At 51.1% G+C, this 24,226-nt stretch carries 25 protein-coding genes; all 25 read right to left on the bottom strand.

Features of this window, described 5'->3' with window-relative positions; translation table 11 throughout:
- Positions 1-30 precede the first annotated feature (30 nt).
- Positions 31-747: an ABC transporter ATP-binding protein gene (locus ASF12_RS32355; protein ID WP_056043548.1), complete on the bottom strand. Its 717-nt coding sequence runs from the start codon at positions 745-747 to the stop codon at positions 31-33.
- 156 nt (positions 748-903) lie between these two features.
- A complete protein-coding gene (locus tag ASF12_RS32350; RefSeq protein WP_056043546.1) occupies positions 904-1,287 on the bottom strand; it encodes a hypothetical protein in 384 nt (127 codons plus the stop codon).
- The gene (locus ASF12_RS32345) at positions 1,284-1,805 is read right to left on the bottom strand and encodes a MerR family transcriptional regulator (RefSeq protein WP_056043543.1); all 522 of its coding nucleotides are present in this window, start codon (positions 1,803-1,805) and stop codon (positions 1,284-1,286) included. The genes ASF12_RS32350 and ASF12_RS32345 overlap by 4 nt, the downstream gene beginning before the upstream one ends.
- Positions 1,806-1,826: 21 nt before the next feature.
- Entirely contained in the window at positions 1,827-2,240 is a 414-nt protein-coding gene (locus tag ASF12_RS32340) for an Imm1 family immunity protein (RefSeq protein WP_056043539.1), read from the bottom strand.
- Between the two features lie 341 nt (positions 2,241-2,581).
- Complete coding sequence (locus ASF12_RS32335; RefSeq protein ID WP_056043537.1) at positions 2,582-3,058, bottom strand: hypothetical protein; 477 nt, start codon at positions 3,056-3,058, stop codon at positions 2,582-2,584.
- A 5-nt stretch (positions 3,059-3,063) separates the two neighbouring features.
- Positions 3,064-3,444 (bottom strand): hypothetical protein, encoded by a 381-nt coding sequence (locus ASF12_RS32330; protein ID WP_056043532.1) that lies wholly within the window; start codon positions 3,442-3,444, stop codon positions 3,064-3,066.
- A gap of 202 nt (positions 3,445-3,646) precedes the next feature.
- A partial coding sequence (locus tag ASF12_RS36745; protein WP_442952571.1) for an RHS repeat-associated core domain-containing protein occupies positions 3,647-3,957 on the bottom strand: 311 nt, incomplete at its 3' end.
- A 303-nt stretch (positions 3,958-4,260) separates the two neighbouring features.
- Complete coding sequence (locus tag ASF12_RS32320) at positions 4,261-4,608, bottom strand: hypothetical protein (protein ID WP_056043527.1); 348 nt, start codon at positions 4,606-4,608, stop codon at positions 4,261-4,263.
- Between the two features lie 32 nt (positions 4,609-4,640).
- Positions 4,641-5,240: a hypothetical protein gene (locus ASF12_RS32315; RefSeq protein ID WP_162241957.1), complete on the bottom strand. Its 600-nt coding sequence runs from the start codon at positions 5,238-5,240 to the stop codon at positions 4,641-4,643.
- Positions 5,203-5,559, bottom strand: coding sequence for an RHS repeat-associated core domain-containing protein (locus ASF12_RS36740; protein WP_056043521.1), 357 nt, complete (start codon positions 5,557-5,559; stop codon positions 5,203-5,205). The genes ASF12_RS32315 and ASF12_RS36740 overlap by 38 nt, the downstream gene beginning before the upstream one ends.
- Positions 5,560-5,623: 64 nt before the next feature.
- A partial coding sequence (locus tag ASF12_RS32305; protein WP_235533352.1) for a contractile injection system protein, VgrG/Pvc8 family occupies positions 5,624-11,074 on the bottom strand: 5,451 nt, incomplete at its 3' end.
- Between the two features lie 33 nt (positions 11,075-11,107).
- Positions 11,108-11,515 (bottom strand): DUF4280 domain-containing protein, encoded by a 408-nt coding sequence (locus ASF12_RS32300; protein WP_056043516.1) that lies wholly within the window; start codon positions 11,513-11,515, stop codon positions 11,108-11,110.
- Entirely contained in the window at positions 11,512-12,081 is a 570-nt protein-coding gene (locus tag ASF12_RS32295; RefSeq protein ID WP_056043513.1) for a hypothetical protein, read from the bottom strand. Before ASF12_RS32295 ends, ASF12_RS32300 begins: the two co-directional genes overlap by 4 nt.
- Positions 12,078-13,226: a pentapeptide repeat-containing protein gene (locus tag ASF12_RS32290; RefSeq protein ID WP_056043509.1), complete on the bottom strand. Its 1,149-nt coding sequence runs from the start codon at positions 13,224-13,226 to the stop codon at positions 12,078-12,080. The genes ASF12_RS32295 and ASF12_RS32290 overlap by 4 nt, the downstream gene beginning before the upstream one ends.
- A gap of 119 nt (positions 13,227-13,345) precedes the next feature.
- Positions 13,346-14,773 carry a phage baseplate assembly protein V gene (locus tag ASF12_RS32285; protein ID WP_056043506.1) on the bottom strand — a complete coding sequence of 476 codons (1,428 nt, stop codon included), beginning with the start codon at positions 14,771-14,773 and terminating at the stop codon, positions 13,346-13,348.
- Positions 14,773-15,402, bottom strand: a complete 630-nt coding sequence (locus ASF12_RS32280; RefSeq protein ID WP_155973650.1) for a hypothetical protein — start codon at positions 15,400-15,402, stop codon at positions 14,773-14,775. The genes ASF12_RS32285 and ASF12_RS32280 overlap by 1 nt, the downstream gene beginning before the upstream one ends.
- A 481-nt stretch (positions 15,403-15,883) precedes the next feature.
- The gene (locus tag ASF12_RS32275; protein WP_235533351.1) at positions 15,884-17,455 is read right to left on the bottom strand and encodes a 2-isopropylmalate synthase; all 1,572 of its coding nucleotides are present in this window, start codon (positions 17,453-17,455) and stop codon (positions 15,884-15,886) included.
- A gap of 266 nt (positions 17,456-17,721) precedes the next feature.
- Positions 17,722-17,871: a hypothetical protein gene (locus ASF12_RS35145; protein ID WP_162241956.1), complete on the bottom strand. Its 150-nt coding sequence runs from the start codon at positions 17,869-17,871 to the stop codon at positions 17,722-17,724.
- Between the two features lie 693 nt (positions 17,872-18,564).
- Positions 18,565-19,641 (bottom strand): tRNA (adenosine(37)-N6)-threonylcarbamoyltransferase complex transferase subunit TsaD, encoded by a 1,077-nt coding sequence (gene tsaD / locus ASF12_RS32270; RefSeq protein ID WP_056043499.1) that lies wholly within the window; start codon positions 19,639-19,641, stop codon positions 18,565-18,567.
- A 2-nt stretch (positions 19,642-19,643) separates the two neighbouring features.
- Entirely contained in the window at positions 19,644-20,150 is a 507-nt protein-coding gene (gene rimI / locus ASF12_RS32265; protein WP_155973646.1) for a ribosomal protein S18-alanine N-acetyltransferase, read from the bottom strand.
- On the bottom strand, positions 20,147-21,142 hold the full coding sequence (tsaB, locus tag ASF12_RS32260) for a tRNA (adenosine(37)-N6)-threonylcarbamoyltransferase complex dimerization subunit type 1 TsaB (RefSeq protein ID WP_056043496.1): 996 nt from the start codon (positions 21,140-21,142) through the stop codon (positions 20,147-20,149). The genes rimI and tsaB overlap by 4 nt, the downstream gene beginning before the upstream one ends.
- A complete protein-coding gene (gene tsaE, locus ASF12_RS32255) occupies positions 21,135-21,632 on the bottom strand; it encodes a tRNA (adenosine(37)-N6)-threonylcarbamoyltransferase complex ATPase subunit type 1 TsaE (protein WP_056043493.1) in 498 nt (165 codons plus the stop codon). The genes tsaB and tsaE overlap by 8 nt, the downstream gene beginning before the upstream one ends.
- 15 nt (positions 21,633-21,647) lie before the next feature.
- Positions 21,648-22,847, bottom strand: coding sequence for a thiamine-phosphate kinase (locus ASF12_RS32250; RefSeq protein WP_056043491.1), 1,200 nt, complete (start codon positions 22,845-22,847; stop codon positions 21,648-21,650).
- Between the two features lie 16 nt (positions 22,848-22,863).
- Entirely contained in the window at positions 22,864-23,730 is an 867-nt protein-coding gene (locus tag ASF12_RS32245; RefSeq protein ID WP_056043488.1) for a YitT family protein, read from the bottom strand.
- A 128-nt stretch (positions 23,731-23,858) separates the two neighbouring features.
- Positions 23,859-24,215 (bottom strand): hypothetical protein, encoded by a 357-nt coding sequence (locus tag ASF12_RS32240; RefSeq protein ID WP_056043484.1) that lies wholly within the window; start codon positions 24,213-24,215, stop codon positions 23,859-23,861.
- Between the last annotated feature and the right edge of the window lie 11 nt (positions 24,216-24,226).

Raw genomic sequence — 24,226 nt, 5'->3', positions numbered from 1 at the left:
AATGTTAAGCCCTCCTTCCAACTGCTGCTGTTACACGGCTCCCGCGTAAGCAAAATGGACATATACGGCTTCCATCGTTAAACCACCGGCTGGAATTTGCGAAATTAATCGCTTTGGGGTATCGCATTTCACTAAATTTCCTTGGCGCAGCACGGCAATGCGATCACAATGATGCTGCATTTCCCCCATATCATGGCAGGACAAAACAATCGTTTTCCCTTGGCGCTTGAGCTCCAATATGATGGACCAATATTCTTCTCTCGCCTGCATGTCCAGCCCGGTAGTCGGTTCGTCCAGAAAAATAATCTTTGGGTTGTTGACGACAGAAATCGCCAGTGCCACACGCTGCCGCCAGCCACCAGATAGACGCCTAACTGGACGATCCAAGTAGCTTTCCAAACCAAAGCGGTCAATAATCTCTTCCATTTCAGTTGAACATTTATAGAAGGAACGGAACATTTCCAGCGCCTCCCTCACACTCAGCTTATCCACCAGCGATATACTTTGCAAATGAAGGCCAATATGCTCCTGAAGCTCAGTTGCTTCTACAGCCGGATTAATGCCAAGCACCTCGATTTGTCCCTTGTCGGGCTGACGCAGTCCCATCAGCATTTCGAGCAGCGTCGTCTTTCCAGCGCCGTTCGTACCAATAATGCCAAATAACTCTCCTTCTTTTATCCGCAAGGAAATATTATCGACTGCCTGATTTGAGCCATAAGCTTTACATACCGAGTCTACCTTAATCATTGTCCTTCTCACCTAATTGTCGCCTCCCTGATTGATAAGACGTTATGGCATAACCCCGTTTCTCTGATCTTCTGCCGGCAACCACTGCTTGTCTTATAACCTTACCCCATATGAACGGTAATTTCACCGTAAAAAAACGCAATTACGACCGCAAGTTTATTGCGGTTCCGCAACTTTTGCTGGGATTTTGACAGATTTATTGGAGTAAAGCTCAACAATGTGACTTGGAATGTAAGGTTTGGACAATTCATTTTCAAAATAGACGATCGTTGATGCCTTTCTTCTATATAAACAGCCAGACAAAGTATAACGAAGCATGACAGAGGAAGTTACTTTTTCAGCTAACGAAAAACTACTCGCATCGGTTTCACTGAAGGGCTGCGCTGGCCACTGTTTTTTCAAAGCTTCGGAAGCCCGGACGTGGATTTGTTCCATTTTCTTGACCCAGATTTCCGCCTGCACCTGCGGATGGTGGACCATTGTGAAAAAGGGGAGCTCGCAGCGAGCCAGATCGGCTAAATACTCAGGATCACCTATCATTTTCTGAAGCTCGTTCCATGCCAGCGGTCTCTCCACTCCTGTGGAATGCCTTCCAGCAGACGGGATTCATCCATTTTGGCGGAAACGAATTGTTTCCGCCTTTCAGCATTTGCCGTAAGCGACTCAACTAGGCTTGATACGTAACCAAGAGATTGCCTAGTATCACCGGAAGCTTTGGTTTCGGTTTCGTGCTGCTTCGCCTGATGCAAAATCGAAAGCATGGCATTCAGCGTATATACCTGGGTTTCCAACGCTTCAATCTGCAAGTCGAGCGCCTGATCCATACCCAATTCCCCACTCATCAGCTTACGGATATCCGGTATTCCGAAATTCAGGAAACGAAGCGTAGAGATTAGCTCCAGCCTCCATAAGTCCTTTGCTATATAAAGGCGATGGCCTCCTTCTGTATGAAGGGATGGCTTAATCAGCCCGATTTCATCGTAATACCGAATCGTTTTAACGGTGGAGCCGACTATTTTAGCCGCTTCACCAATAGAATACGTATCTTTGGATGGCAAAGTTAGATCACCTCAAAGCTATTATACATGCTGCCAATTTAAACGATCATTAATTTCCCCTTCTAGCGCAAATAGTTTAGCAGCTTTAAGCATAGTTTCCAAATCAACGCAATTATTTGCAGAAAAATCTCCTTTCTGTCCTCCTGTTACAAGTTGAATGATTTTATCTTCGGATTTTGATGAATCTAATAGATTAAAAAAAGATACATTGTCGAAAGTCGCATATACATTGTATAAACCCGAATTGCCGCCACCTATCCCCATATGAATATCTTCATCCTTGCTTAGCACGACCTGCGTTTTGTTATCCCCATTAAGCTCCGTTAGTATTTTCTCTATCATTCCCCAATTCAAATCTTGATTTTGATCCTGTATAAATTCCCCTTTGTCTCTGCCATTAACCCAATTATCAAAATGAAGTCCCTTAATAAACATTTGTGCACCTCCATGTTTTTATTTAAATAGATTTATTTTATCAAATGGATTTTTCTTCAACGTACTAATCACATGCTTTATAGAAGACTCTATCTATTACTAAGGTACCAAATGCGTCAATTAAAATAACCGGATCGCCATTCACGTGACCAGAGCGGTTAAAAGTAAGATTTAAGAAAAAAGCCTATTCCTTCTCAAATTGCCAGTCGGAATGGACTTATAAATTATTATTTCAATTTCTCAAAACAGTTTTTAATCGGGCTCAATCTAAAAGTTAGTGCTTGACAGTCCAAGATCATTGTCATTAAATTTTTGGCTGAAAAGAATTATCCGCTTTACAACTACAACGGTAAATTCTTCTTAAGGAATAGATACCATTCTTCAGAATCAGCATTCGGTACTAACTCACCGTATTGGGGACCGAATACATAATTGGCCAGAAAATCACTTACAGATCCTAGGTCTCTCCCTTCAGTATCAGGTTCTTCTTGATTGAAGAGGTATACTTGTCCAGATTCTTTATTAATTACTACCGGTTCATATAAAACCTGTCCAATTTCAATCCATTTTTCTTCTGCTCCAGAGAAATCAGATATACGAAATTGATGCTTTGATAACTCTCCAAATGACCACAGGTCGAACATTCCACATCGTGCACCATCAGCTTCCCTTAAAAAATCATAATAATCTTTAAGATAATCGTTATCTGTAATAATTTTTGTATTACCTTCATTTATTTCAGCATAGATTATACTTTCGGGTTCATCCAGCAAATTTCCTCTCAACTTTCTAATAATAGATAGTAATTTTTCGTCCATTTTTCTTACCCTCCCATATCAATTTTAATTTTAATTTTTGTACCTGTAGGCAAGTCTCGAATCTGCGGTCTAATTTGCTTAACACCTATATGCCAGTTCGTAAATGTATCTAAAAATTTTAAATTCTTAACAGTATCAGGCCCACCTAATTGTAATTCCCAAACATGATCCGGCTGCATATCACTAGTTATTCTTTTAATTAATTTTTTAGCAAAAACAGGATTTCCCTTGCCGTATTGTTTCCATATTCTCTTTATCATGTCTTGTCGATATTGTTTTGTTATATTAGGGTCTCTAGATACTGGATTTTGAGCTTTGTATAATAAACCTTGATCCCCTAGTTCTTTTAATTTTTTTGCCTTTCTTTCAAAATAGTTTTTAGGCATTTTTTATCAAACTTAAGAGTAATTACTACAGCTTTATCTTTAGCCTTCCCCTTGGAGCACTCACTCATTGCCTCTAACCCAAACGGATCAATCAAACTCACCGGATCGCCATTCACATACCCAAACCGGTTAAAGGTCTGCCCTTCTAAAATGCTTCCACGCAGCACATCCCGGTTCAAAAACCGCTTGATGCCGGTATGGNGGATCGCCATTCACATACCCAAACCGGTTAAAGGTCTGCCCTTCTAAAATGCTTCCACGCAGCACATCCCGGTTCAAAAACCGCTTGATGCCGGTATGATAATACCGCGCCCGCATGTAGTAAAGGCCGTTCGGATTGGTCATGACGCCGTCTCGTCCATTATAGCAAAACGGCTGCCGCGTTGTCCCTTCGTGATGCTCCCGCTCTCCGTACAATCCGTACGTATAATGGTCTGTCACGCGTACGTTCTCATCAGTCAGCAGCGTCGTGCTTCCACGCAGATCATAGTGATAGCTCTGGTAGCGGCCCATGCTGTCTTCCCGCCCGATTAGCCCTTCCGCTCCATACACAAAATAAGCCTTCGTCTCGCCGCGNCAGATCATAGTGATAGCTCTGGTAGCGGCCCATGCTGTCTTCCCGCCCGATTAGCCCTTCCGCTCCATACACAAAATAAGCCTTCGTCTCGCCGCGTCATGTCACCGATATGCGCACTTATGGTGTTACCATCCGAAATTTTGTAATAGAACTTACCATTACAAAAAAGACTGCCCTATGCAAACAAGTTAATGTCATAGGGCAATCTTCTTTTCACACTATTTCATTTGCGTTAATAATTAACTCTCATCATCTTCAGGAATTAATAAATCATCTATTCGTTCTCTATCTTCTGCAATTTGTTTAGACATTCCAAAACTATTCATAAAGTGTTTTAAGGGTAGTATCTCAGTATAGCTTCCATTCTGCTCAAAAATTTCAAACTCTTTGTTATGGACGACTAACTCCTCTACTAAATTTTTCATTTTTTGCATTTCATCATTATTCACATAGTTAGCTGTCATCAAAGGCAGCTTATTATTAATACATGATTTTATTTCTGAAAATCCTAAACCTGTATGTTTCTTAATCAAAATCATTAAACTACTGCTTGCTTCAGATTGTAATATTACAGTGATTAAAGTCATATTCCCGTTCCCCCTAATTTAATTTACAAACCCTAGAACTCTTCTGGGAAGGAAGGATTATAAGGTTTTCCAGGCAAGCCTTTCCTATAAGAACCTCCATGCCAACGGTTGAAATGTTCTTTTACTGTTGCAGGATAAATGATTTCCCCTTGATTTGCTAAATGAGGATACTTTGAAACACTATATGCATGATGTCCTGTAATAGTTTTTCCATTATGTGTAGGAACTTTGTTGCTGAGTATATCATCTCTCTGCTGTTGTGACCAATTTCTAGTTGTTGGTTCCCCCTTTTTAATTCTTAGTTTCTCTTGTTGCCAAAACTCTTTAACTCCAACATCTCTCCTAGCAGCAAGACGTTTGTTCCATTCGAGCCGCTTATATTCCTCTTTTGTAATCGTTCTATTATCGACCTTAGCTTCTAGTTTCTTCTTGGTTTTATGTCCTAGTTGCTTATATGGGCTTGGCTTAGGAGATAAATCAAGTCCTGCGTCATTCGCCCTCGTATTTATAACATTATCAGTACAACTACTAATTGCACTCAACCCAAACGGATCAATCAAACTCACCGGATCGCCATTCACATACCCAAACCGGTTAAAGGTCTGCCCTTCTAAAATGCTTCCACGCAGCACATCCCGGTGGATCGCCATTCACATACCCAAACCGGTTAAAGGTCTGCCCTTCTAAAATGCTTCCACGCAGCACATCCCGGTTCAAAAACCGCTTGATGCCGGTATGGTAATACCGTGCTCGCATGTAGTAAAGACCGTTCGGATCGGTCATGACGCCGTCTCGTCCATTATAGCAAAACGGCTGCCGCGTTGTCCCTTCGTGATGCTCCCGCTCCCCATACAATCCGTACGTGTATCGATCTGTCACACGCCCGTTCTCATCCGTCAGAAGCGTCGTACTGCCGCGCAGATCATAGTGATAGCTCTGGTAGCGGCCCATGCTGTCTTCCCGCCCGATTAGCCCTTCCGCTCCATACACAAAATAAGCCTTCGTCTCGCCGCGNCAGATCATAGTGATAGCTCTGGTAGCGGCCCATGCTGTCTTCCCGCCCGATTAGCCCTTCCGCTCCATACACAAAATAAGCCTTCGTCTCGCCGCGTCCATCTTGTTCTAACAGCACTCGGCTTAACTCTTCTACCTGATCCGTCACATAATGTGTCGTCTGTCCGCGCCATGTCACCGACATGCGCACTTGCTCCGCATCGTAGGTGTAGCTGGTTCGTCCAGCCTGCGTCAGACGATTCCGCGCATCGTACCGATATGTCGCTGTCTCTGCTTGAACATCCTTCTCCAGCACCATGGGCAAAACGAGTAAATTCCCGTCCGCATCATATACAACATCCTTGCCGTTCACTGTGGCAAGACGATTGTCCTGCGCATAGCTCATCGCTGTCGCAGCGAGCGGCGTTTCGCCCGCTTCTGTCAGGTTGCCGCCTAGGTCGTAGCTGTACCACAGCTTGCGTCCCGGCATCGCTCCGCTCACAAGGCGGCGCAAATTATCGTAGGTGTACTGCTTTTCTTCCTCTTCTACCAGTTGGCCCAGCTCATTGTATGTCATCCGATACTGCTGTAACATGACGCCCTGACGGTTAATATCCCACAGCCGCACCAACTGGCCCTGTGCATCATAGCTTCGCTGCTCTATACTTCCATTCGGACGTTCGGTGCGAATCAGCCTGCCGTTCATATCATAGCTGTAACGGGTCACCCGTCCACGCCAGTCCTTCACCTGCGTCATCTGGCCTGCAAGATCATACGAATACGTTACTTGTTTCCCGTCGGGATAAGTCATGACGCGCAAATTTCCGGCTTCATCATAGGCGTAGCGAATCGTCTGGCCATTGCTGTCCTGACAGGAGGTGAGACGCCCCAAAATGTCGAATGTGCGTCGCTTCACGCGCCCTTCTTCTTCTACCCGAATAACATTCCCGTCGATATTATAGCTGAGGCCAATTTGCCCCGCCTCATCCTTTATGGATTTTAATTGGCCTGCGGCATCATAGCCATACGCTGCCTGCTGGCCTCGCGCATTCGCCCTTCCCTTCAGCCAGCCGCGATTGTCATACGAGAAGCGCAGGACCTCGCCTGTTCCATTCTCCTCCTGCTCCAGCAGGCCGCTGCGGTCATACGACAGCTTCGTTTCATTGCCATTCGCATCGGTATAGCTCGTAATTTGCCCTTCGCCGTCATAGCTCTGGCGATACGTCGCTTCGTCATGCTCCACGACCTCCGTGATTCGGGCCGCCGCATCGTAAGCAAACGTCGTCTGCTGCCCTTTCGCGTTTTCCTTCGCCGCAATCTGTCCCGCTTTGTTAAAACGGTAACGCGTCGCTTGACCAAGCGCATTGATTTCCGACACCCGATTGCCTGCCGCGTCATAATCGAGCTGCGCGATTTGCACTCCACTGGCATCCCACATAGCGTTTACTCGGCCCAGCCCATCATAGCCATAACGCTCCGTCCTTCCGAGCGCATCCGTAACCGCAACCAAATTGTCCGCTGCATCCCACTCATACTGCGTCTGCCCACCGCGCGCATCCATCCGCGCCACCAGCCGTTCCTCGGCATCATAACGATAGGCGGTCACCTGTCCGAGCGCATCCTTTTCACGCTCCAGCAAGCCATTCGCATTGTATACATAGGCGGTTGCCGCACCCGAAGGCAGCGTCTCCAGCGTCTTTCGATCAAACGCATCATAGCCAAAAGCATATACCCGTTTCAACGGATCGATAACTTTGACTAAATTATCATTCGCATCATACTCGCGTAAAATGGTTCCGCCTGTTGGATAGCCTAAGCTCGCAACCCTTCCCGACAGGTCATATTCCACGACCATCATACGCTCTTCGCCGTCTTTTATTTGCAGGACGCGTCCATCCGGGCCGTAAGCATACGAGGTCGTTACACCGTTAAAATCGACGTAGCTTTCCCGCTGTCCGTTCGCATTGTACGTCATTTTGGCTACTGCGCCATCCGCGCGGAGGATTTCAGCTAATCTTCCCCCGCTATCATAGGCATAAGCGGTCGTCCGCCCTTCCTCATCCGTTTCACTCACGAGCAGTCCCTGCTCGTCGTAAACGTAGCTCGTCTCATGGCCTAGCGCATCCGTCATGCTGACCAGCTGCCCATAGTCATCATAAGCCATCGCAACTGCGCTGCCATCCGCCTGCGTTTCCGATATCAGCTTGCCCTGCTCGTTGTACGCCAGCTGCACGAGGCTGCCGTCCTTCTGAATGATCTCCACCAATTGAAGCTGATCATCATGCACCAGCACTTCAACCGCGCCCAGCCGATCTGTTGCCGTCGTAATCGTGTAGCCAAAGCGGCTTTCCACATCATAGTCCAAATACGCGATGGCGCCGGATGCATCCGACTGGCTCGTAATGCGGCCAAATTCATCGAACGTATTCTCGTATTGAACCGCTCCGCCTACACTCATCCGCGCAAGCTTGCCATTCCAGTGGTAGCCGATGTCCGTCTCATTGCCATTCGCATCGATATAACGCGTCATTTGATGCGAGGCATTATATTGCATTCGAATGATTCGCTTGCCCTCGCTCACGCGGCTGAGCAGCCCCTGCGTATCGTAAGTCAGCTTCAGCGCTTGCCGTGTAATCGCATCCGTTAAGCTGGCAAGCCGTCCCTGCGCATCATAACGCATTTCCAGTGCCTGTCCATGAGCATTCACCCATTTCAATGCCTGGCCTGCCAGGTTAAAATAAATCTGCTCCTGCGTTTCACGCTGCCACAGCACATAGCCTTCCGGCTCCTGCCGCAGCTCCTCGCCCAGCACATCGCTATCCGCACTGCGATAAACCCCGTCTGCCTGTCTTACAAAACGGTTGCGGCGGCTTTTCGTCCGCCAGACCGTAACACCTGGCGGATTAGCATCGGCAATAGGCTGCTTCGCAAGCAGCACCTTATCAAACGCTGCTTCCCCCTCATTGCTTGCCACATAATCTGTTACCACACGATCGGCTGCCACTGCCACATCCGCTTCATCTTCCTCAAACGTAAGAGCCAGCTCAAAGTTATGCGTCCATACCGCGCCCATCGCTCCGCCCGTTTCCAGCAGCGAATGGTAATGCATCTCGAACGTCCAAGTATCCGCGCCATACAGCTTGAGAGCGGGATGAATAATAAATTGCCCGCCTGAGCCCGCATGGATCGGGTCATTTTTACAGCTGCGCTTATCCGCCTTGCTCGGATCTTTCTTGGCAGATTCCTTTTTCGCCTTTTTCTGCTTCTCCTGATTCAGCTTCTTCGATGGTTTGCTTGGGCTGTTATTGCTGCCTTTCCCTTTGCCCTTGCTATGGCTCTTCGCCTTCCCTGAGCTTTTCCCTTTGCCTTTCCCGCGTTTTCCTTTCCTTTTCTTGCCTCCGCCGAGATAGGACAAATACGCCAGATTTTCAAGGCCCGTCTTCTCCAAAACATAATCCATCGCCATATCTCCGGCAAAATCCAGCGCTTGCTCGACGCCCGGCAGCTTCATTACCTTTTTGAGCTTCTGTACCTGCTCCAGCTTGTCCAAATTGCTGCCGACCTTGCGCGCTGCCGTCAGCACCTTGCCGTCTACCGCCTTAATGCCGCTCACCATCTGCTTCGTGAAAGCCGAGGTTGACTTAAACGCCTTTTGCGCCGCACTCAGCGTCTTGCCGGTAGCTTTAGCCGCATTAGCGGCTTTCATCATCGCTTTGCCGGCTTTGGCGGCATTTTTCGCCATTCTCGCTCCCTTGAGCGCCGGCCCTGCTCCTGGCACAATGCAGGATGCCATAGACATCGCCGCGCCCAGATAGTCGCCGCGTCCAACTGAAATCGCCGCATTCGCCACGTTCGCAACTACGCCAAGCCCCGGCACACAGCCGGCAATATCCAGCCCGACCTGCACGACATCAAGCAGCGTGCCGAGCCAGCCGCCTTTTTTCTTCGGCTCCTCCGGCTCTGGAGGCGGCGGCTCGGGCAGCGGTACCGGCAGCACTTCCTCCTCTTCGAGATCCTCTACGACGACGGGAGCAAAATACGTGCCGACCAGCAGCAGCTCATCGGCAAGCACATCTGTGTCGCCATCCATCACAATGCTGCTGTTGCCGCAGACGAGATACAGCCCTTCCTGCGCCGTAATCGCCAGCTTCGTCTCCGAGGAAAGCTCAATCGGCTGCTCCGATTTAATCGCAATCGCCGTATCGCTGCGAATTTCAATGCCGTTCTCCTCATGCAGCTGAATGAACAGCACGCCTTCCTGCGCAATGAGCGACAGCTCCTGCCCGGCGAGCTTCATTTCCTTGCCATATGGGGTCGTCCATGACTTGACGCTGGAATCGGCCATTTTCGGGGAATCCTGCCCACTCTTGCGCACCGAACTGAGCGCCATCGCCTCCCCTTCCTGGCGGCTTGGAAAATACACCTGCACCGCATCGCCCTGCTCCGGCATGCAGTGCATGCCGGTCCCATCCTCCGATGCGTATACCGATGCGTACGGAAGCCAGCTGGCTTCCTCTTTCTTTTGCTCCGCATCCACATCCAACTGAACGCGCACGGCCGCGTTTTTCACCTCAAGAATTCGCCCTTCGAGCGCTGCGCCTACGACCTGCTCATTAAACAGCTCGCTTTGGCGAATGCCGGATGGGGGCAGCAGCTTATAGGTAAAGACGAGCAGCGCCTGCCGCAGCTCCGCCTCCACCTCGGCAACAGCCAGCTCGCGCCCTTTTACCACTACGCGATCACCGATTTGCAGCACCTGCTCGCTGACGACTTCATAGCCGAGAAAATCCTGCTCGCTTAACGACTCTCCCTCGCCTAGAGCAGCCGCCTCCCGATAGGGCGACAATGTTTTGGCAATCGTATAACTATGCAGCGGAAGCTCCACCAGCCGCCCTTCGCCTAAACCGAACCAGAACTTAGGCGATGCCGCGGCAGCCTCCGGCACCAGAACAGCGCCAAAGCGCGAGGCCATACGCTTGAGGAAAGTCCAGTCCGTCTCCTCATACTGCAGCGTCAGCTCGCCCAGCTTTTCCTTGTGCGCCGCCTCATTTATCGTATCGGCCCTCGGATATGCCGCCAGCACCGTCTTCAGCAGCTCGTCATACATCATTTCCCCATGCTGGAAGGAGCGCGTATTGCGCTCCAAATCCATGCTGCTCGTATGCGACAGCACCGTGAGCTCGAACGTATATACGCTGCGGATCGCCCGCACCAGAAAGCTCGCGACGGTTCCGCTGAACAATATCCGCACCATGCCGCCCTGCTCATCCACCTGATGCAGCTCGACCTGGTCCTGCTCGCTGACGAGCTGCAAATCCTGATCCTCCCGCTCCTCCGGCAGGATGCCGCTTACCCATAAAAGGGCATGCTCATTGACGCGTTTCTCGATGCGCAGCCCTTGAATTTGCTGCACGGCATACGGCCATTGCAGGCGCAGCTGCTCGTAGCCGATGGCCTTTTTTTCCGTGGACATTCCATAGCCCCCCTTCCTCTGACAGCCGCATGCCTATACGCCCTGCCCGTCATCTTCAATTGAGATCGTGCCGCAGTACAAGCATGAATTTTTGGAGCAGTTGAGCAGCGCAGGGAGCCCGCCAACCTTTGTTTCTGTTTTGCCATTCGTCCATGGCAGCGCGATGATCGGCGTGCACGGCGCAATGCCGCCAGCCGCGACGACAGCCGGATTCGACTGGCTCATGCACCGTTCAAAAGGCATAATGTTCGTCCCCAGCATATAATCGCCAATATTGAGCTGCGCTTGCTTTTGGATATAAACCCCATGGCTGAGAGGCGTTTTAAGACGCATCCGCTTCGTCCCCCAATTGCAGGAGATGATTGCGCCCGCTACGACGTAGCTTTCTGACGCCCCTTGGCCCGCTATAATCGTTGCCGACTCGTTTCCACCACCGCTCATCCCCATCGCTCCTCTTCGGATAATTGAAGCTGCACCTTCGTAAATCGAATGCCCGCCACTTCCCTGCGCAGCAGACTTTCTGCCACCCCAAGCTGCACGAGCGTCACATCCTCACGCAAGCCGCCAATTTTCAGAAACGGATGCTTGCCTGCTTTAGCGGAATCAACTACCAGCCGTTTGCAGGTCCCATCGGGAAAAAATTCAGTTTGCGCAGCTAGGCAATGGACGAGCGGACGCTCCAGCAGCCAATACGAGGCTTGTATGCCGCTCCCCGGATCGACAAGCACGACCGAACGAAACAACGCGCGCGGCGCATACTTTGCCAACACCTCCTTCACGAGGTCCGAGACGAGCGGGGCAGGCTTTTGGATAAAATCGACCGCAACAACCCGCTTCTGCTGCATCAGCCGCAGCGGTGCTATACTTTGGGAGCCATCCGGTTTGAAAAACAACGCTCCTCCCTTAGGGCCGGCCAGCGCCTCCGCCAGCACCCCTTCGCTGTCCATCGGACGAATGGCATCAGCCACTCGCTGATCCTGCGTCATAATGAATAAGCCCTTCCTCATGCTCCGCCGTCCTCCTCTATCCATATGGCCTGTGCCAGCTGCTCCTCGCTGAATGCAGCCTGGCTGCGGGCACTAGCACTAAACAGCGCCTGCTCTATATTCGCTTGCTCGAATACGGCGCCAGCCAAATTCGCCCCGATGAAGCTTGCTCCTTTCACATTAGCGAGCGTAAAATCCGCTCCGCTCAAATCCGCGCCATTAAATCGCAGCGGCACAAAACCCGGATGCTCCCATACGAAAGGATCTCGCATTCCGCTAGGCCCGCTGCAATAGCTGAAATCCGCTCCCTGCAGCTCGCTGCCGCGAAAATCCGCTTCGCACAGCAGCGTGTAGCGAAAGCTGGCCTGCGTGAGCTTGCTTAAGCTAAGCTTAGCTCCGACCAGCGCTGCCCCTTCAAACGAGCTGTGAGAAAGGTCGCTGCCACGAAAATCGCTATAGAGCGCTTGAATGCCCGCATAATCGCCCTGGGCCAAATCCAGCTCTGCAAACACCTCATAGGTGTAGGTCAGCTCCTGCTTTTGCTCCAAATAAGCGCGAACCTCGGCAGCCTCTTTTTGGCAAAAATCCTCCTTGTACACCGTCTCGCTCTGGTCCATGTACTCGCCCACGCGAACCTCGCATTCCACTTCCTTCTCCAGCTCCCTGTAGGCTTTCAGCTTCGCCGCCTCCGGCATCGCATAGCGGATTAAGCTGATGACGTAGCGATGCGCCTGCACCGCAGTCCTCAGCCGAACTGCCTCTGCCTGCAGCGCAGCCTCTGAATCGGAGAAGTAGCCCCTGGCCTCGGCCAGAAGCTGCTGCTCCAGCCCAGCCAGATCACGAAAAGCCCAGCTTGCATCATAGCTGCCATAGCAGCTGTTTTCATCCATATACCATGTTCGATCCGTTGCCTCGGCCATATAAAGCGGGCTGCCCGCAAGCAGCTCCGTCCGCAGCAGTGAATAGGTGATATGCCCCAGCTTTCCCTGCAGCCCCCGCTGCTGCCTTCCTCCGATATAAAGGCATAGCTGCTCAAACGATTGCACGAACAGCTCCGCAAGCCGTTCCTTGTGTGCTGCAAAATACCGCTCCAACGCCAGCAGCGCCCGCTGGCTTAGCTCATCAGCCACCTGCTCCTCAAATAGCTCGAGCCGATTTTCCTGCATGAACCGCTCCCCTTTCGTCTATTGAATGCCCTGTTTCTTATGACTTTTCTCGTAAGCTCTCCCCTTGCTTGTGTAGGTTGGTTTTCTGCTTGGTTTGCATTTTCCGCTCTAATTGGCCTTTAATTCGTCTTGAGCTCCTTGCCCTTAATCGTCGTATTGCCGTCCATCTTGATCAGGCTTTCCTTGCAGGTCAGGCTGATTTCATCCTTGGCGGAAATGAGCACCTTCTGCTGAGAATCAATGGCGATGTCTTCCTCGGCTTTGATTGTAATTTTCTTCTTGCTTATAATTTCAATGCCGCCTTCGTCGCTGAGCCGGATGAACACCTCGCCGTCCTTGCCGGTAATAATAATTTCCTCAGGTGTCATTTTCAGTTCTTTGCCCGCTGGCGTGCGAAAAAACTTATGATCGGGATTGCCCAGCTTGTTATGCTCGCCCTCCTCGACATTTTGCCGGACGGAGCTTGATGCAATGCCGTTCTCCTCCTTGCCGCTCGGAAAATACACCCTGACCTGGTCGCCCTTCTCCGGCATGCAGTACCAGCCCGTCCCCCCTTCCGCCGTATACACGGAGGAATAAGGGAACCAATAAGCTTTGCCGGCGTCCTGCTTCTCGTCAATGTCGAGATGAATTTGCACCGTGTCCTTGGCTATCGCCAGCACCTTGCCTTGCAGCGACGCTCCGGTGAGGGCCGCGGCATAGAGCGGAGGCTGGCTTAGCCCCTTGCCCGAACAGAGCAAATAACGATGCGACAGCATGCCTTCCTTCCACTGGCTGTGCATTTCGCCTACATAAAGCTGCTGCTTTTTGAAGGTGATGCATTGCCCTAAGTCCAGCAGCCACTGCGTCGTTTCAATTTCATAAAAAATAAAGTCCTGCTCCGTCACGCCCTGCATGCCGATTTTGCACATCCGCCGGTAATGCAGCACATCCTTGCGCACGCTGTAGGGCATATCCTCCAGCTTTCCGGCAGCATCGCCATCCGGCGTTCCAAGAAATACTTTAGGGGAATTAAACATCGCCGACGGCATCAAGCCCGCCTGAAACCGGGAGGCCATTCGTTTGAGAAATGCCCAATCCGTCTCCTGATATTGCAAGGTGAACTTTCCAAGACTCGCCCCTTGCGTTGCCGTATCCAGCACATCCATGCCGGGATAGCTCGCAGCCATTTGATCAATGAGCGCCTTGTACGTCATGCCCGTATCCTGATAGGAACGGGTATGCTTCTCCAGATCAAGCTGGCAAGTATGGGACAGCGCCTCCACCTTCAGCACATAAACGTCGCGTACCGCCTTAACCTCAATGCGCTGCACCAAGCCATAAAATAACGGGGATAATCCGCCCTCTTCATCCTTCTGGCTCACCTCAACCTCCGTCTCGGAGTCGGTCATTTCCACGTAGCTGTCCTTCAGCTCCTCCGACACAATGCCGGTAAACACCAGCTTCGCATGCTCATTGATTTTTTTCTCGACGGATAAAGACAGCATGTGGACAAGCTCAAATGGGGCAATCTGCACATTATGCGGGGCAATGATATTCGTGCTCATTATCGGTCACCTTCCTTCTCGGGCAGATGCCATTTTATCGAGGTCAGCATCGCTTCCCCAAGCTTTTTCCAATCATCCATTTCCTCTTCCATGCAGTTGAAGGTGCAGGCGATGGCTCGTCCGTTCAGCTCGGCAATCAGCATCAAATTGTATAGATTGCAATCCAGCGCAGGCGTCAAATAAGCGAAAAAAGCAACCTGCTTCCCGCCAACCTCCCGCATGCCTTCTTGGAACCAGCGCGCTGCAGGCTGCGACCGCTTGAGTACGGCCAGCATCGTTCCGCTGAATTCCTCCACATCATCTGCTTCAATCTCAAAGCCCGTCTGCTGAAAAGCGACGTTAATCGAAGTTTGCTCATTTGTGAAAATCAGCTTAGGCCGCCGCTCCGCCGGATATTTCAGCCTTGCCGTCCCCTCATCCATCACTGTAAACGCCTGCGACAGCACAATCGATGCTTCCCCTCCGGGGATGAAGCGGCGTGCAAACTGGTGACGCTCTCCCTGAACGTGCAGCGTCATCCCTTCTAGCGACGGCGATGGCGAGTCCTCCTCCTTGCGGTCCTTCTCTTGCTCCTCCTTGACTCCTCCGAAAATCATGGCAATGATCTTCTCATCCGCATACTTCATCACATGTCACACTCCCGTTCATTTTCTGAGCTCCCGTACACAGAAATTGCGACCGTGCGCGCCCTTGTATGGATAAAAATCCAACCATTTCTTATCCTATTTTTCTAATATCGGATGGAAAACTGCATAAATTTAGGTTATTAAGCAAATTAAAAGGAAACCTATAGGAAATTTTCATTTTTTACATCAAAAACGGTTATCCACAAAGTTGTCCACAATCCGACGCAAATTGTTAGTAAATTCTGTCGACATTTTCCGACGGAAATAAAGGATTTGTAAACGTTAACGTAATAAATTTTTAATGCCGTCGAATTTCTCAAAAAATTATTCACATTATCCACAATTCCAGTGTCGATAAAGTGAAAAAACTATCCACTTTCCACGAACAGCCCATCCACAGTCAAACCCTTGATTTTACGCATAAAAAAGGACTTATCCACAAAGCTTAATGCCCTGTGAATAAGTCCCTTTCTTGAGCTTGCTATTAAATTACATTTTGTTCATTCGCTCGTTTATTAATGGTCAGCATCGCTTGATTGCAGGCTCCCACATACGCCTGCGCGGCTGCATATACAATGTCGCTATGAATCGAAGTTCCACGATAGCGCTCGCCAGCGTGGACAATCGTCACGACTGCCTCGCCATGTGCATCCTCGCCTGTGGACAACGAATGGATTTCCAGATCCTCAAACTCTGCTGCAACGGGGATCGCTTGCTGAATACAGTGAATGACCGCTTCTAGAGGACCTTCGCCGGAACCTGTATAGGAACGCTCGGTGCCCGCATCATTTTCACGAATCGTCACGGTCGCAATACGGGATTGATGACTGCCCGACAGCACCTGCAGATCGGTCAGCATGTAAGGGTCAGGCTGAGTAGCTGTCATTTCGCCAGCGATGCGAATCAGCTCATTATCCGTCACCAGCTTTTTCTCATCGGCTACTTGCTTGAAGCGATTGTATACATTAACCAGTTCCTCGCCTTCTACGGCAATTCCGTATTCGGACAGGCGATGCTTGATCGCGTGGCGGCCGGAGTGTCTGCCCAGCACTATCATGCTGCGCGGAATGCCCATCGCTTCCGGGTCCATAATTTCATACGTATTGCGGTTTTTCAGCAGGCCGTCCTGATGAATGCCAGACTCATGCTGGAACGCATTGCGGCCCACAATCGGCTTATTATACGCAATCGGATAATGCATCGCCCGGCTGACCATCCGCGACGTTTCATAAATTTCGCTTTGATCAATCCGCGTCTCCATTTGCAGAACCGACTTGCGAGTCTCAATAATCATCGCAATTTCCTCAAGCGAACAGTTGCCGGCGCGCTCTCCAACGCCATTGACGGTAACCTCTACCTGCGTCGCACCTGCACGAATGGCCGCCAGACTGTTCGCAGCTGCCATCCCCAGATCATTATGGCAATGAGTGCTGTAGCGAACCGTTTCTCCGCCTCTAGCCAGGCGACGGACAGAGCGGAACATATCATCGATTTCGTCTGGCATCGCATAGCCCAGCGTATCCGGCAGATTGATGATTGTCGCACCTTCCGCTATGGCCGCTTCGACCAATTCTATGACAAAATTTCGATCCGAGCGCGTTGCATCCATCGCTGAAAATTCAATTTCATCTACGAACTGTTTGCCGTAAGCAATCATCTCACGGGCGATTTGCACCACTTCCTGGCGCGTTTTGTTCAGCTGGTGCTGCAGATGAATGTCGGACGAGGAAATAAACAGATGCAGCCTTCTTTTTGCCGCATCCTGCGTCGCCTTGACCGCCGCATCAATATCGACCTTCATCATGCGGGCAAAGCCGGCAATTTCAACATGCTGCAGCTCGCGGGAAATTTGCTGGATCGCTGCAAATTCGCCGGGACTGGAAATCGCAAAGCCCGGCTCGATAACGTCAATCCCCAGCTTGCCCAGCTGGCGGGCGATAATAATTTTACGCTCAGGATCAATGGAAGCGCCCGGAGACTGCTCGCCATCACGCAGCGTCGTATCAAAAATTTGAATTTTTCTCATTCCGTTATTCGTCTCATTTGCCGTTGTCATCGTTATGACCTCCTGAAATTTTAGTTAAATACAGCTGTTGCTGCAACCAAGGTGAATCGGCTGTCGCCATCCTTTGGCGGCGCGGCGCGTTTCATTCCGAGAAATATAAGCTGTTTATAAGGGTGAAACTTATAAATGCTTATATTAAAAAAAGCCTGCCGTCTCTAATTGAAAGAGACGACAGGCTTTTTCACCCACCGTGGTACCACTCTAATTGGCCGGACCCTGTATGCGCTTGAGCAGAAAAACCGGATTGGCTTCTCTTTTCACGCTGCTGCTGGATGGATAATCCCATGCCTGCAACATTCGCGCGGGTCCACACCCGCTTGATGCCCGATGACGGGGGCTGATTCCGTAACGATGTACGCATTAGGCTTGCAGCTAACCGCAGCTGCCTGCACCGATGGTTCCATCATTCCGCTCCCAGGCGAGTTCGAACGTAAGCTTCGACTGCGTCGCACCATCCCGCAGCTCTCTGCAGCGCTCCTTGTCGATCATGCAGCAGCTTGGTTATCCGCCTGCCGCGCCTCGCTCAAGGTTCCCGCTGTTGTCCCGCTTTACCGCTCTACTACTCCTGTTCAATGCGTTTTCTGTATGTGATTTCAGCTTATTGTGCTGGTTCATGTATAACTTGCCTGCTTGCTCATTTCATAGCTCGCTTCCAACTTTGAACTTCCAAACAACAAGAAAAGCCTGTCGTCTCTTGAATAAATCAAGAGACGACAGGCTTATTATAATCCTGCGCGGTACCACCCTTGTTGACCTTCCGCTTTGCTATTGCAGCAAATTAGAATGCCCACCTTAGGCACATCATCAACTCCGGATGTTGATTGATGCGCACCCGATTACGGGGGTTAGCCGTGACAGTGTAGTAAATCCGGCTATCCATGGTTAGCCAGCTGTTCCACTGTTCCGCTCCCAGGCGAGCTTCAGGCTTCCGTCGACTGCGTTGCACTAGCCCGCAGCTCTCTGTTCATTCCGGGAATGGCCCTACTATTCCTGTTCCTTGCGTTTGCAGAATATGAAGTTCAAAGTATTGTTGCCTATTATAGGCCTTCAAAAATTAGATGTCAATCACAGCACCAAAAAAATTTCCAGCAGCCGTTAGTCTAGCTCTGCACCTGCGGTGCCATCCAGCCTTCCAGACTGAAGCTTGGCTCGGCTTTAAGATCGAGCGACGAATATTCGCCGCGCTGCCATTTCAGGAATGCGGCAGCTCCGATCATCGCCGCGTTATCCGTGCACAGCGTCAGCGGCGGAATGAGCAGCGGCACGCCTTCCGCTTCGCAGCGGGAAGTCAGAGCTGCCCGCAGGCCGCGATTTGCCGCGACGCCTCCGCACAGCAGCAGCTGCTTGGCGCCATAGGCGCGAACGGCGCGAAGCGCTTTTTCAACAAGCACCTCAATGACCGACTCCTGAAAGCCCCGTGCCAGCGCCGCTTCATTGAGCGTGTCCCCGCGCATCTGCGTCTGATTAATAACCGCCAGCACCGCCGACTTCAAGCCGCTGAAGCTGAAATCGTAGGAGTCCGCCTCCAGCCATGCCCTTGGCAGCGCCAGCGCTTCCGTTGCTTCTGAAGCCAGCCGGTCGATATGCGGCCCACCCGGATAAGGAAGCTTGAGCGAACGAGCTACTTTGTCGTATGCTTCCCCAACCGCATCGTCGCGCGTACGCCCGATCATGCGGAAGGAGCCTTCATTTTCGAGCAGCACCAGCTCCGTGTGCCCGCCAGAAACGACGAGCGCCATACACGGATATTCCAGCTCATGCACGAGCTGGTTGGCGTAAATATGCCCCGCAATATGATGGGTGCCGATCAAGGGCAAATCTAGCGCCATTGCCAGTGTTTTGGCCGCTACGATGCCGACAAGCAGTGCGCCTACCAGTCCCGGCCCCTGCGTCACCGCAATCGCGGACAAATCCTTTAGCTTTATGCCCGATTCAGCAATCGCCTGTTCAATCATCAGCGTAATGACCTCAACATGCTTGCGTGAGGCAATTTCCGGCACAACGCCGCCAAAGCGCTGATGCACCTCGATTTGGCTCGAAATGACATTCGATAATATATGTTTACCGTCCTGAATGACGGCAACGGATGTTTCATCACAGCTCGTCTCAATGGCAAGAATAAGGCCTGACTTGCTTTCATTTTCCGCTGCCGCCTTCGCCGTTTCCTGTTGTTGCATGCTCAATACTCCTGCCCCTCTTCCCGGACGCCTAAGCTGCTCGTATCAAGCTCCGCCCACATAATGAGCGCATCCTCCTGATTATCCGAATAATAGCCGGGACGGATGCCCGACGCTTCAAAACCAAGGCTGCGGTAAAGCCGCTGCGCCACCTCGTTGGATACCCGGACCTCCAGCGTCATTTTATTTGCACCGAAAAACACAGCCGTCCGCTGAAGCTCGCCCAGCAGCAGCTTGCCAAGCCCTTGTCCGCGATGATCGGAACGTACCGCTACATTCGTTACATGCGCCTCGTCCACGATTACCCACATGCCCGCATAGCCGATAACTTCCCTCTCGTATTCCATCACCATATATTTGGCAAACATATTATTCGTCAATTCATTGGTAAAAGCCTCTGCTGTCCACGGACCTGTGAAGGCCTCCTGCTCGATCGCCACAATAAACGGTATGTCTTGCAACGTCATGGACCGATAAATCATTTCATCCCGATTGATTTCTCTCATCATGGCTCCGCATCCTTTACTCGAGCCGCATCCACATCGGCATTAATTGCAGCCTTTAGTGAAGCCGATTGGGCGGCTGCCCTTTCAGCTTCCTGTTCAGCCTTTAGAGCAGCTTCCTTTTCCTGCAGCTTAACTTCCGCCTCATGCAGCTGTGTATAGTTTGGCGCAAGCGTATGGGGGTCATCTATATCCCCCGCAAGCAGGCGCTTCCGCCCCAGCTCAGCTATCGCCCTGCCTTCGAGCTCATAAGGAAACAGACTAACCTCTACACCCGCTTCTGCACAGCCTTCTACGAGCCGCTGCGCCTCCGCCTCGTGGAGCTTAAGATCGCCAGTGATGTAAATTTTAGTAACATATCCAGCTGGAACCTGAGTTGGCTTAAGCTCAGCCTGCTCTTGCTCCTGCTTTTGTTCCTGTTCTTGAACCTGCTCTTGAACTTGCTCCAATAACTGGTCGACCCAATCCCGCATCAGCCTGATTCCATCAGCCGCACGGCGTTCCCATTGATCGCCATATGCATAGGAGAAGCTTGCCGTATATACCTGGCCCCGCCTTGCATCCATGATAGGAATGAACCATACAGCCATCTTGTTCATATTAGGGTGATCCGCCTGAATTTGTTGCTGCATAGTTGAAATCATCGCATCGGTTTGTTTTAATCGCTCACACGCCCCGTAAGCAATCGCATCAAGGCTGGACAGCGCTACTAACGGCTTATCCCAAGTCCAAGCAAGCGTCTTAGCCGCTGTTACTGCAATTCGCATGCCAGTGTAAGAGCCTGGGCCGCCCCCTACAGCGATGCCGCCAAGCTCCTTCTTGCTTACACCGCAATCCTCAAGCAGCTGCTTTAAATGCGTAATAATATAAACGGAGTGATTGCGCTCCGCAAAAGATTGAATTTCACCTAAAATCCGATCACCTTGAATAACAGCCGCCGCGAGGGCAGCCGTCGAGGTATCAAATGCTAATATGGGCTGCTCCGCCTGCTCAACCATGTTGCTTCCCTACTTCCCTGTCATTCAAAGACTGGCACCAGCCCGCGTAGGCTTCTCCGATGCCTTTCAGCCGAATTACCCGCTCTTCGCCGCCCGTATGCTCCAAATACAGCTCTAAGCGCTCCTCGGGCAAAAGCTCTTCGATCAAGCTTGCCCATTCCACAATCGTCACGCCGCTGCCGTAAAAATATTCGTCAAGTCCCAGCTCGTCCGCTTCCTCAAGGGATACGCGATAAACATCCATATGATAAAAGGGCATCTCAGCGCCTTCATATTCTTTGATAATCGTAAAGGTCGGACTGTTTACTATGCCCTGCACGCCAATGGCTTTCGCAAAAAACTGCGAAAACGTCGTTTTCCCCGCACCAAGATCGCCGTCAAGCGCTAGCAGCGTGCCCGGTTTTGCCCATGAAGCAATAAGCGTCGCAAGTGCTTCCGTATCCTTCGTGCTGCTCGCCTTCCACTGTGCTTCTCCAATCGCTGTTTGCATCTTATTCACCCAATTTCATTTCTTAAAATGATTATAGCCTCGCTTGGCAAGGGGCATACACTTGCCCTTGGCAGCAGCTCCGTCCGCTTTGGCTGACAACGCCGGCTCCAGCACCACTGAAGGCGCCCCCTGCCTCACCTCGCCAACGATATAAAATGGCAAGCCTTCGGCATGGAAAGCTTCGCGTGCTGCCTGCACATCAGCGGCTTCCATTGTGCCTAGCAGCACATAATCCTCGCCGCCATAAAGCATCCACTCCAGCGGATCGATTCCAACATCCGCCGCATAAGCAGCCATACTGCCGCTGCGTGGAAGCATATCTTCCTTGAGCACAAGGCAGCACTGTGAGGCTTCGGCAATCTCCCATGCTTCGCTGGCAAGCCCATCGCTCACATCATTAAGGGAATTACAGCTGCCACGCTCAAGCAGCAAACGTCCCGCACGCACGGAAGGTACAGGGCGGCAATGCGCCCCTATGAGCGCTGCCGCTCCGCGCACCTCTTCGTGCTGCGCTTGATTTGAAACGCCCGCTGAGCTTGCCGCTTGCGAATCCCCAGCAGGCTGTGTCCCACTGGCATCACTAGCATCACTAGCTCTGCCCGTTTCGCCCGATTCTACTGCCTCGCGCGCCGCCTGCTCTTGACGCTCCTGCTTGCGCGCGAGCAGCAAATGCAGACCTGCCGCCGACAGTCCGACGGCTCCGGTCAGCACAACCGCGTCTCCGGGCTTCGCCCCGGAGCGGCGCAAAGCCCGCCCAGCTTCGACGGCTCCCGTCACCGTCACCGCAACAACCAAGTGCTGCGGCGAAGACGTCGTATCGCCGCCAACAATCGCGACGCCGTAATCCGCGGCGCACGCATAAAGCCCATCATAGAGCCGAGCTATCCGCTCCGGCCCATATGCCGCCGGCACGCTCACGGACACGAGCGCATGTCGCGGCACACCGCCCATTGCCGCGATATCGCTCACGTTCGCGGCAAGCGCCTTATATCCGACATCCTCATCGGTCATCGTATACGCATTAAAGTGCACCGTCTCCACCATCGTGTCGACGGCCATCAGCAGCTCCAGCGGTCCATCCAGCTCATCCGCCATCCCCGCAGGAGCAATGATGGCTGTATCATCGCCAATGCCGAGCGTCACGCCTCTTTGCTGCTGCCATTCAGCGGACTGTCTGCCCGCCGTCCAATGGCTGATGCTTGCAAACTCATCCAAAGCTTAAACCCCTTTGCTAATGAATATCACGCTTCTTGAAGCGGCCGCCCTTCACATCATGGATGTTGCCGACGGCCAGAAAAGCAGCCGGATCAAGCTCCTGTACAATCGATTTCATCTTGGCTTCTTCCAGCCGGGTAATGACGCAAAAAATAATCCGTTTCTGCCCGCCGGTAAAGCCGCCCTCGCCGTGCAAATAAGTGACGCCGCGGCCGAGACGGCTCATAATAGCTGCGCCAATCTCCTGCCAGCTTTCGCTGATAATCCAGACGGCCTTCGATTCCTGAAAGCCTTCAATCGTAATGTCAATCATCTTGAATGCTATGAAATAAGAAAATAGCGAGTACATCGCCCGATCCCAACCGAATACAAATCCGGCGCTGCACAATATAAAAAGATTAAAAAACATCACGACCTCGCCTACTGAAAACGGCAGGCGCTTATTGCTCAAGATCGCAACAATTTCCGTCCCGTCCAGCGATCCGCCAAAACGGATAACGAGTCCAACCCCAGCGCCCAATATGACACCGCCGAAAATAGCGGCCAGCACGTATTCGCTCGTAATCGCCTTCACCGGATGCAGCAAAAATGTGCCCAGCGACATGACGCTAACGCCGTATAACGTCGATAAAGCAAAGGTTTTGCCGATTTGCTTATACCCTAGCAGCAGGAAAGGAAGATTTAATAAGAACAAAAACAAGCCGAGCGGCAGCCCCGTAAAATGGGATACGATAATAGAAATGCCTACAATTCCGCCGTCGATAATATGGTTCGGCACCAGAAAAATCTCTAAAGCTACAGATACCAGCGCAGCCCCAATTGTAATAAATAGAATTCTGCGAATAATATCCAGCTTGGATAAAGTATGATGCTGCACACCCATATGTATCAAAGCTCCCCCTTTATACATCTATCCCCATATTACATGAAGATAGAGAAGATTCAAAGAGAAAGCAAAATCCTCCTGCCCTCTCCGCCTGTTATGAGCGGAAAATGCAAGAGGATTTGAAGTTAGCCAATAACCGCGAATGTTTGTACTCCTGCCGGAATGAACGCCGTACGGAACAGTACGCCATTCGAATTGAATAAACGAATCGTGTAAGATACGTTTGTCAGCGTCTCAATCTGGTTAAACCTGACGACACCGAAACGGTCAAACGCCGCAATCGCAACCACAGTATTGCCTCTAAACAGACGGGCAAAAAAACCGGTCGTATTAAACGGCACGCCACTGGTCGTAACCCATACAACCGTCAGACGGTTAAAGGTCGGGCCTCCGCTTTGAAGCCTCTTTGTCCCGGTTACCTTGCTGATCACTTTTCCTGTACCCTTAGGGCCTAAATACGGGGGTTTCATTTTTTTAGACATTATACCACCAC

Source organism: Paenibacillus sp. Leaf72 (assembly GCF_001422685.1).
Lineage (GTDB): Bacteria > Bacillota > Bacilli > Paenibacillales > Paenibacillaceae > Pristimantibacillus.
The sequence above is the reverse complement of the archived record's forward strand: the minus strand, read 5'-3'. Positions and strand labels throughout refer to the sequence as shown.

Bases quoted from the DNA above. Each gene is read 5' to 3' on its own strand.
- ASF12_RS32335 (WP_056043537.1), bottom strand. From the start codon at position 3,058: ATGGACGAAAAATTACTATCTATTATTAGAAAGTTGAGAGGAAATTTG.
- tsaB (WP_056043496.1), bottom strand. From the start codon at position 21,142: ATGGTTGAGCAGGCGGAGCAGCCCATATTAGCATTTGATACCTCGACG.
- ASF12_RS32340 (WP_056043539.1), bottom strand. From the start codon at position 2,240: ATGTTTATTAAGGGACTTCATTTTGATAATTGGGTTAATGGCAGAGAC.
- ASF12_RS32355 (WP_056043548.1), bottom strand. From the start codon at position 747: ATGATTAAGGTAGACTCGGTATGTAAAGCTTATGGCTCAAATCAGGCA.
- ASF12_RS35145 (WP_162241956.1), bottom strand. From the start codon at position 17,871: ATGATGGAACCATCGGTGCAGGCAGCTGCGGTTAGCTGCAAGCCTAAT.
- ASF12_RS32320 (WP_056043527.1), bottom strand. From the start codon at position 4,608: ATGACTTTAATCACTGTAATATTACAATCTGAAGCAAGCAGTAGTTTA.
- ASF12_RS32240 (WP_056043484.1), bottom strand. From the start codon at position 24,215: ATGTCTAAAAAAATGAAACCCCCGTATTTAGGCCCTAAGGGTACAGGA.
- ASF12_RS32275 (WP_235533351.1), bottom strand. From the start codon at position 17,455: ATGACAACGGCAAATGAGACGAATAACGGAATGAGAAAAATTCAAATT.
- ASF12_RS32300 (WP_056043516.1), bottom strand. From the start codon at position 11,515: ATGAGCGGTGGTGGAAACGAGTCGGCAACGATTATAGCGGGCCAAGGG.
- ASF12_RS32330 (WP_056043532.1), bottom strand. From the start codon at position 3,444: ATGCCTAAAAACTATTTTGAAAGAAAGGCAAAAAAATTAAAAGAACTA.
- ASF12_RS36740 (WP_056043521.1), bottom strand. From the start codon at position 5,559: ATGGGCCGCTACCAGAGCTATCACTATGATCTGCGCGGCAGTACGACG.
- rimI (WP_155973646.1), bottom strand. From the start codon at position 20,150: ATGATGAGAGAAATCAATCGGGATGAAATGATTTATCGGTCCATGACG.
- tsaE (WP_056043493.1), bottom strand. From the start codon at position 21,632: ATGCAAACAGCGATTGGAGAAGCACAGTGGAAGGCGAGCAGCACGAAG.
- ASF12_RS32350 (WP_056043546.1), bottom strand. From the start codon at position 1,287: ATGATAGGTGATCCTGAGTATTTAGCCGATCTGGCTCGCTGCGAGCTC.
- ASF12_RS32285 (WP_056043506.1), bottom strand. From the start codon at position 14,773: ATGAGCACGAATATCATTGCCCCGCATAATGTGCAGATTGCCCCATTT.
- ASF12_RS32245 (WP_056043488.1), bottom strand. From the start codon at position 23,730: ATGGGTGTGCAGCATCATACTTTATCCAAGCTGGATATTATTCGCAGA.
- ASF12_RS32295 (WP_056043513.1), bottom strand. From the start codon at position 12,081: ATGAGGAAGGGCTTATTCATTATGACGCAGGATCAGCGAGTGGCTGAT.
- ASF12_RS32290 (WP_056043509.1), bottom strand. From the start codon at position 13,226: ATGCAGGAAAATCGGCTCGAGCTATTTGAGGAGCAGGTGGCTGATGAG.
- tsaD (WP_056043499.1), bottom strand. From the start codon at position 19,641: ATGCAACAACAGGAAACGGCGAAGGCGGCAGCGGAAAATGAAAGCAAG.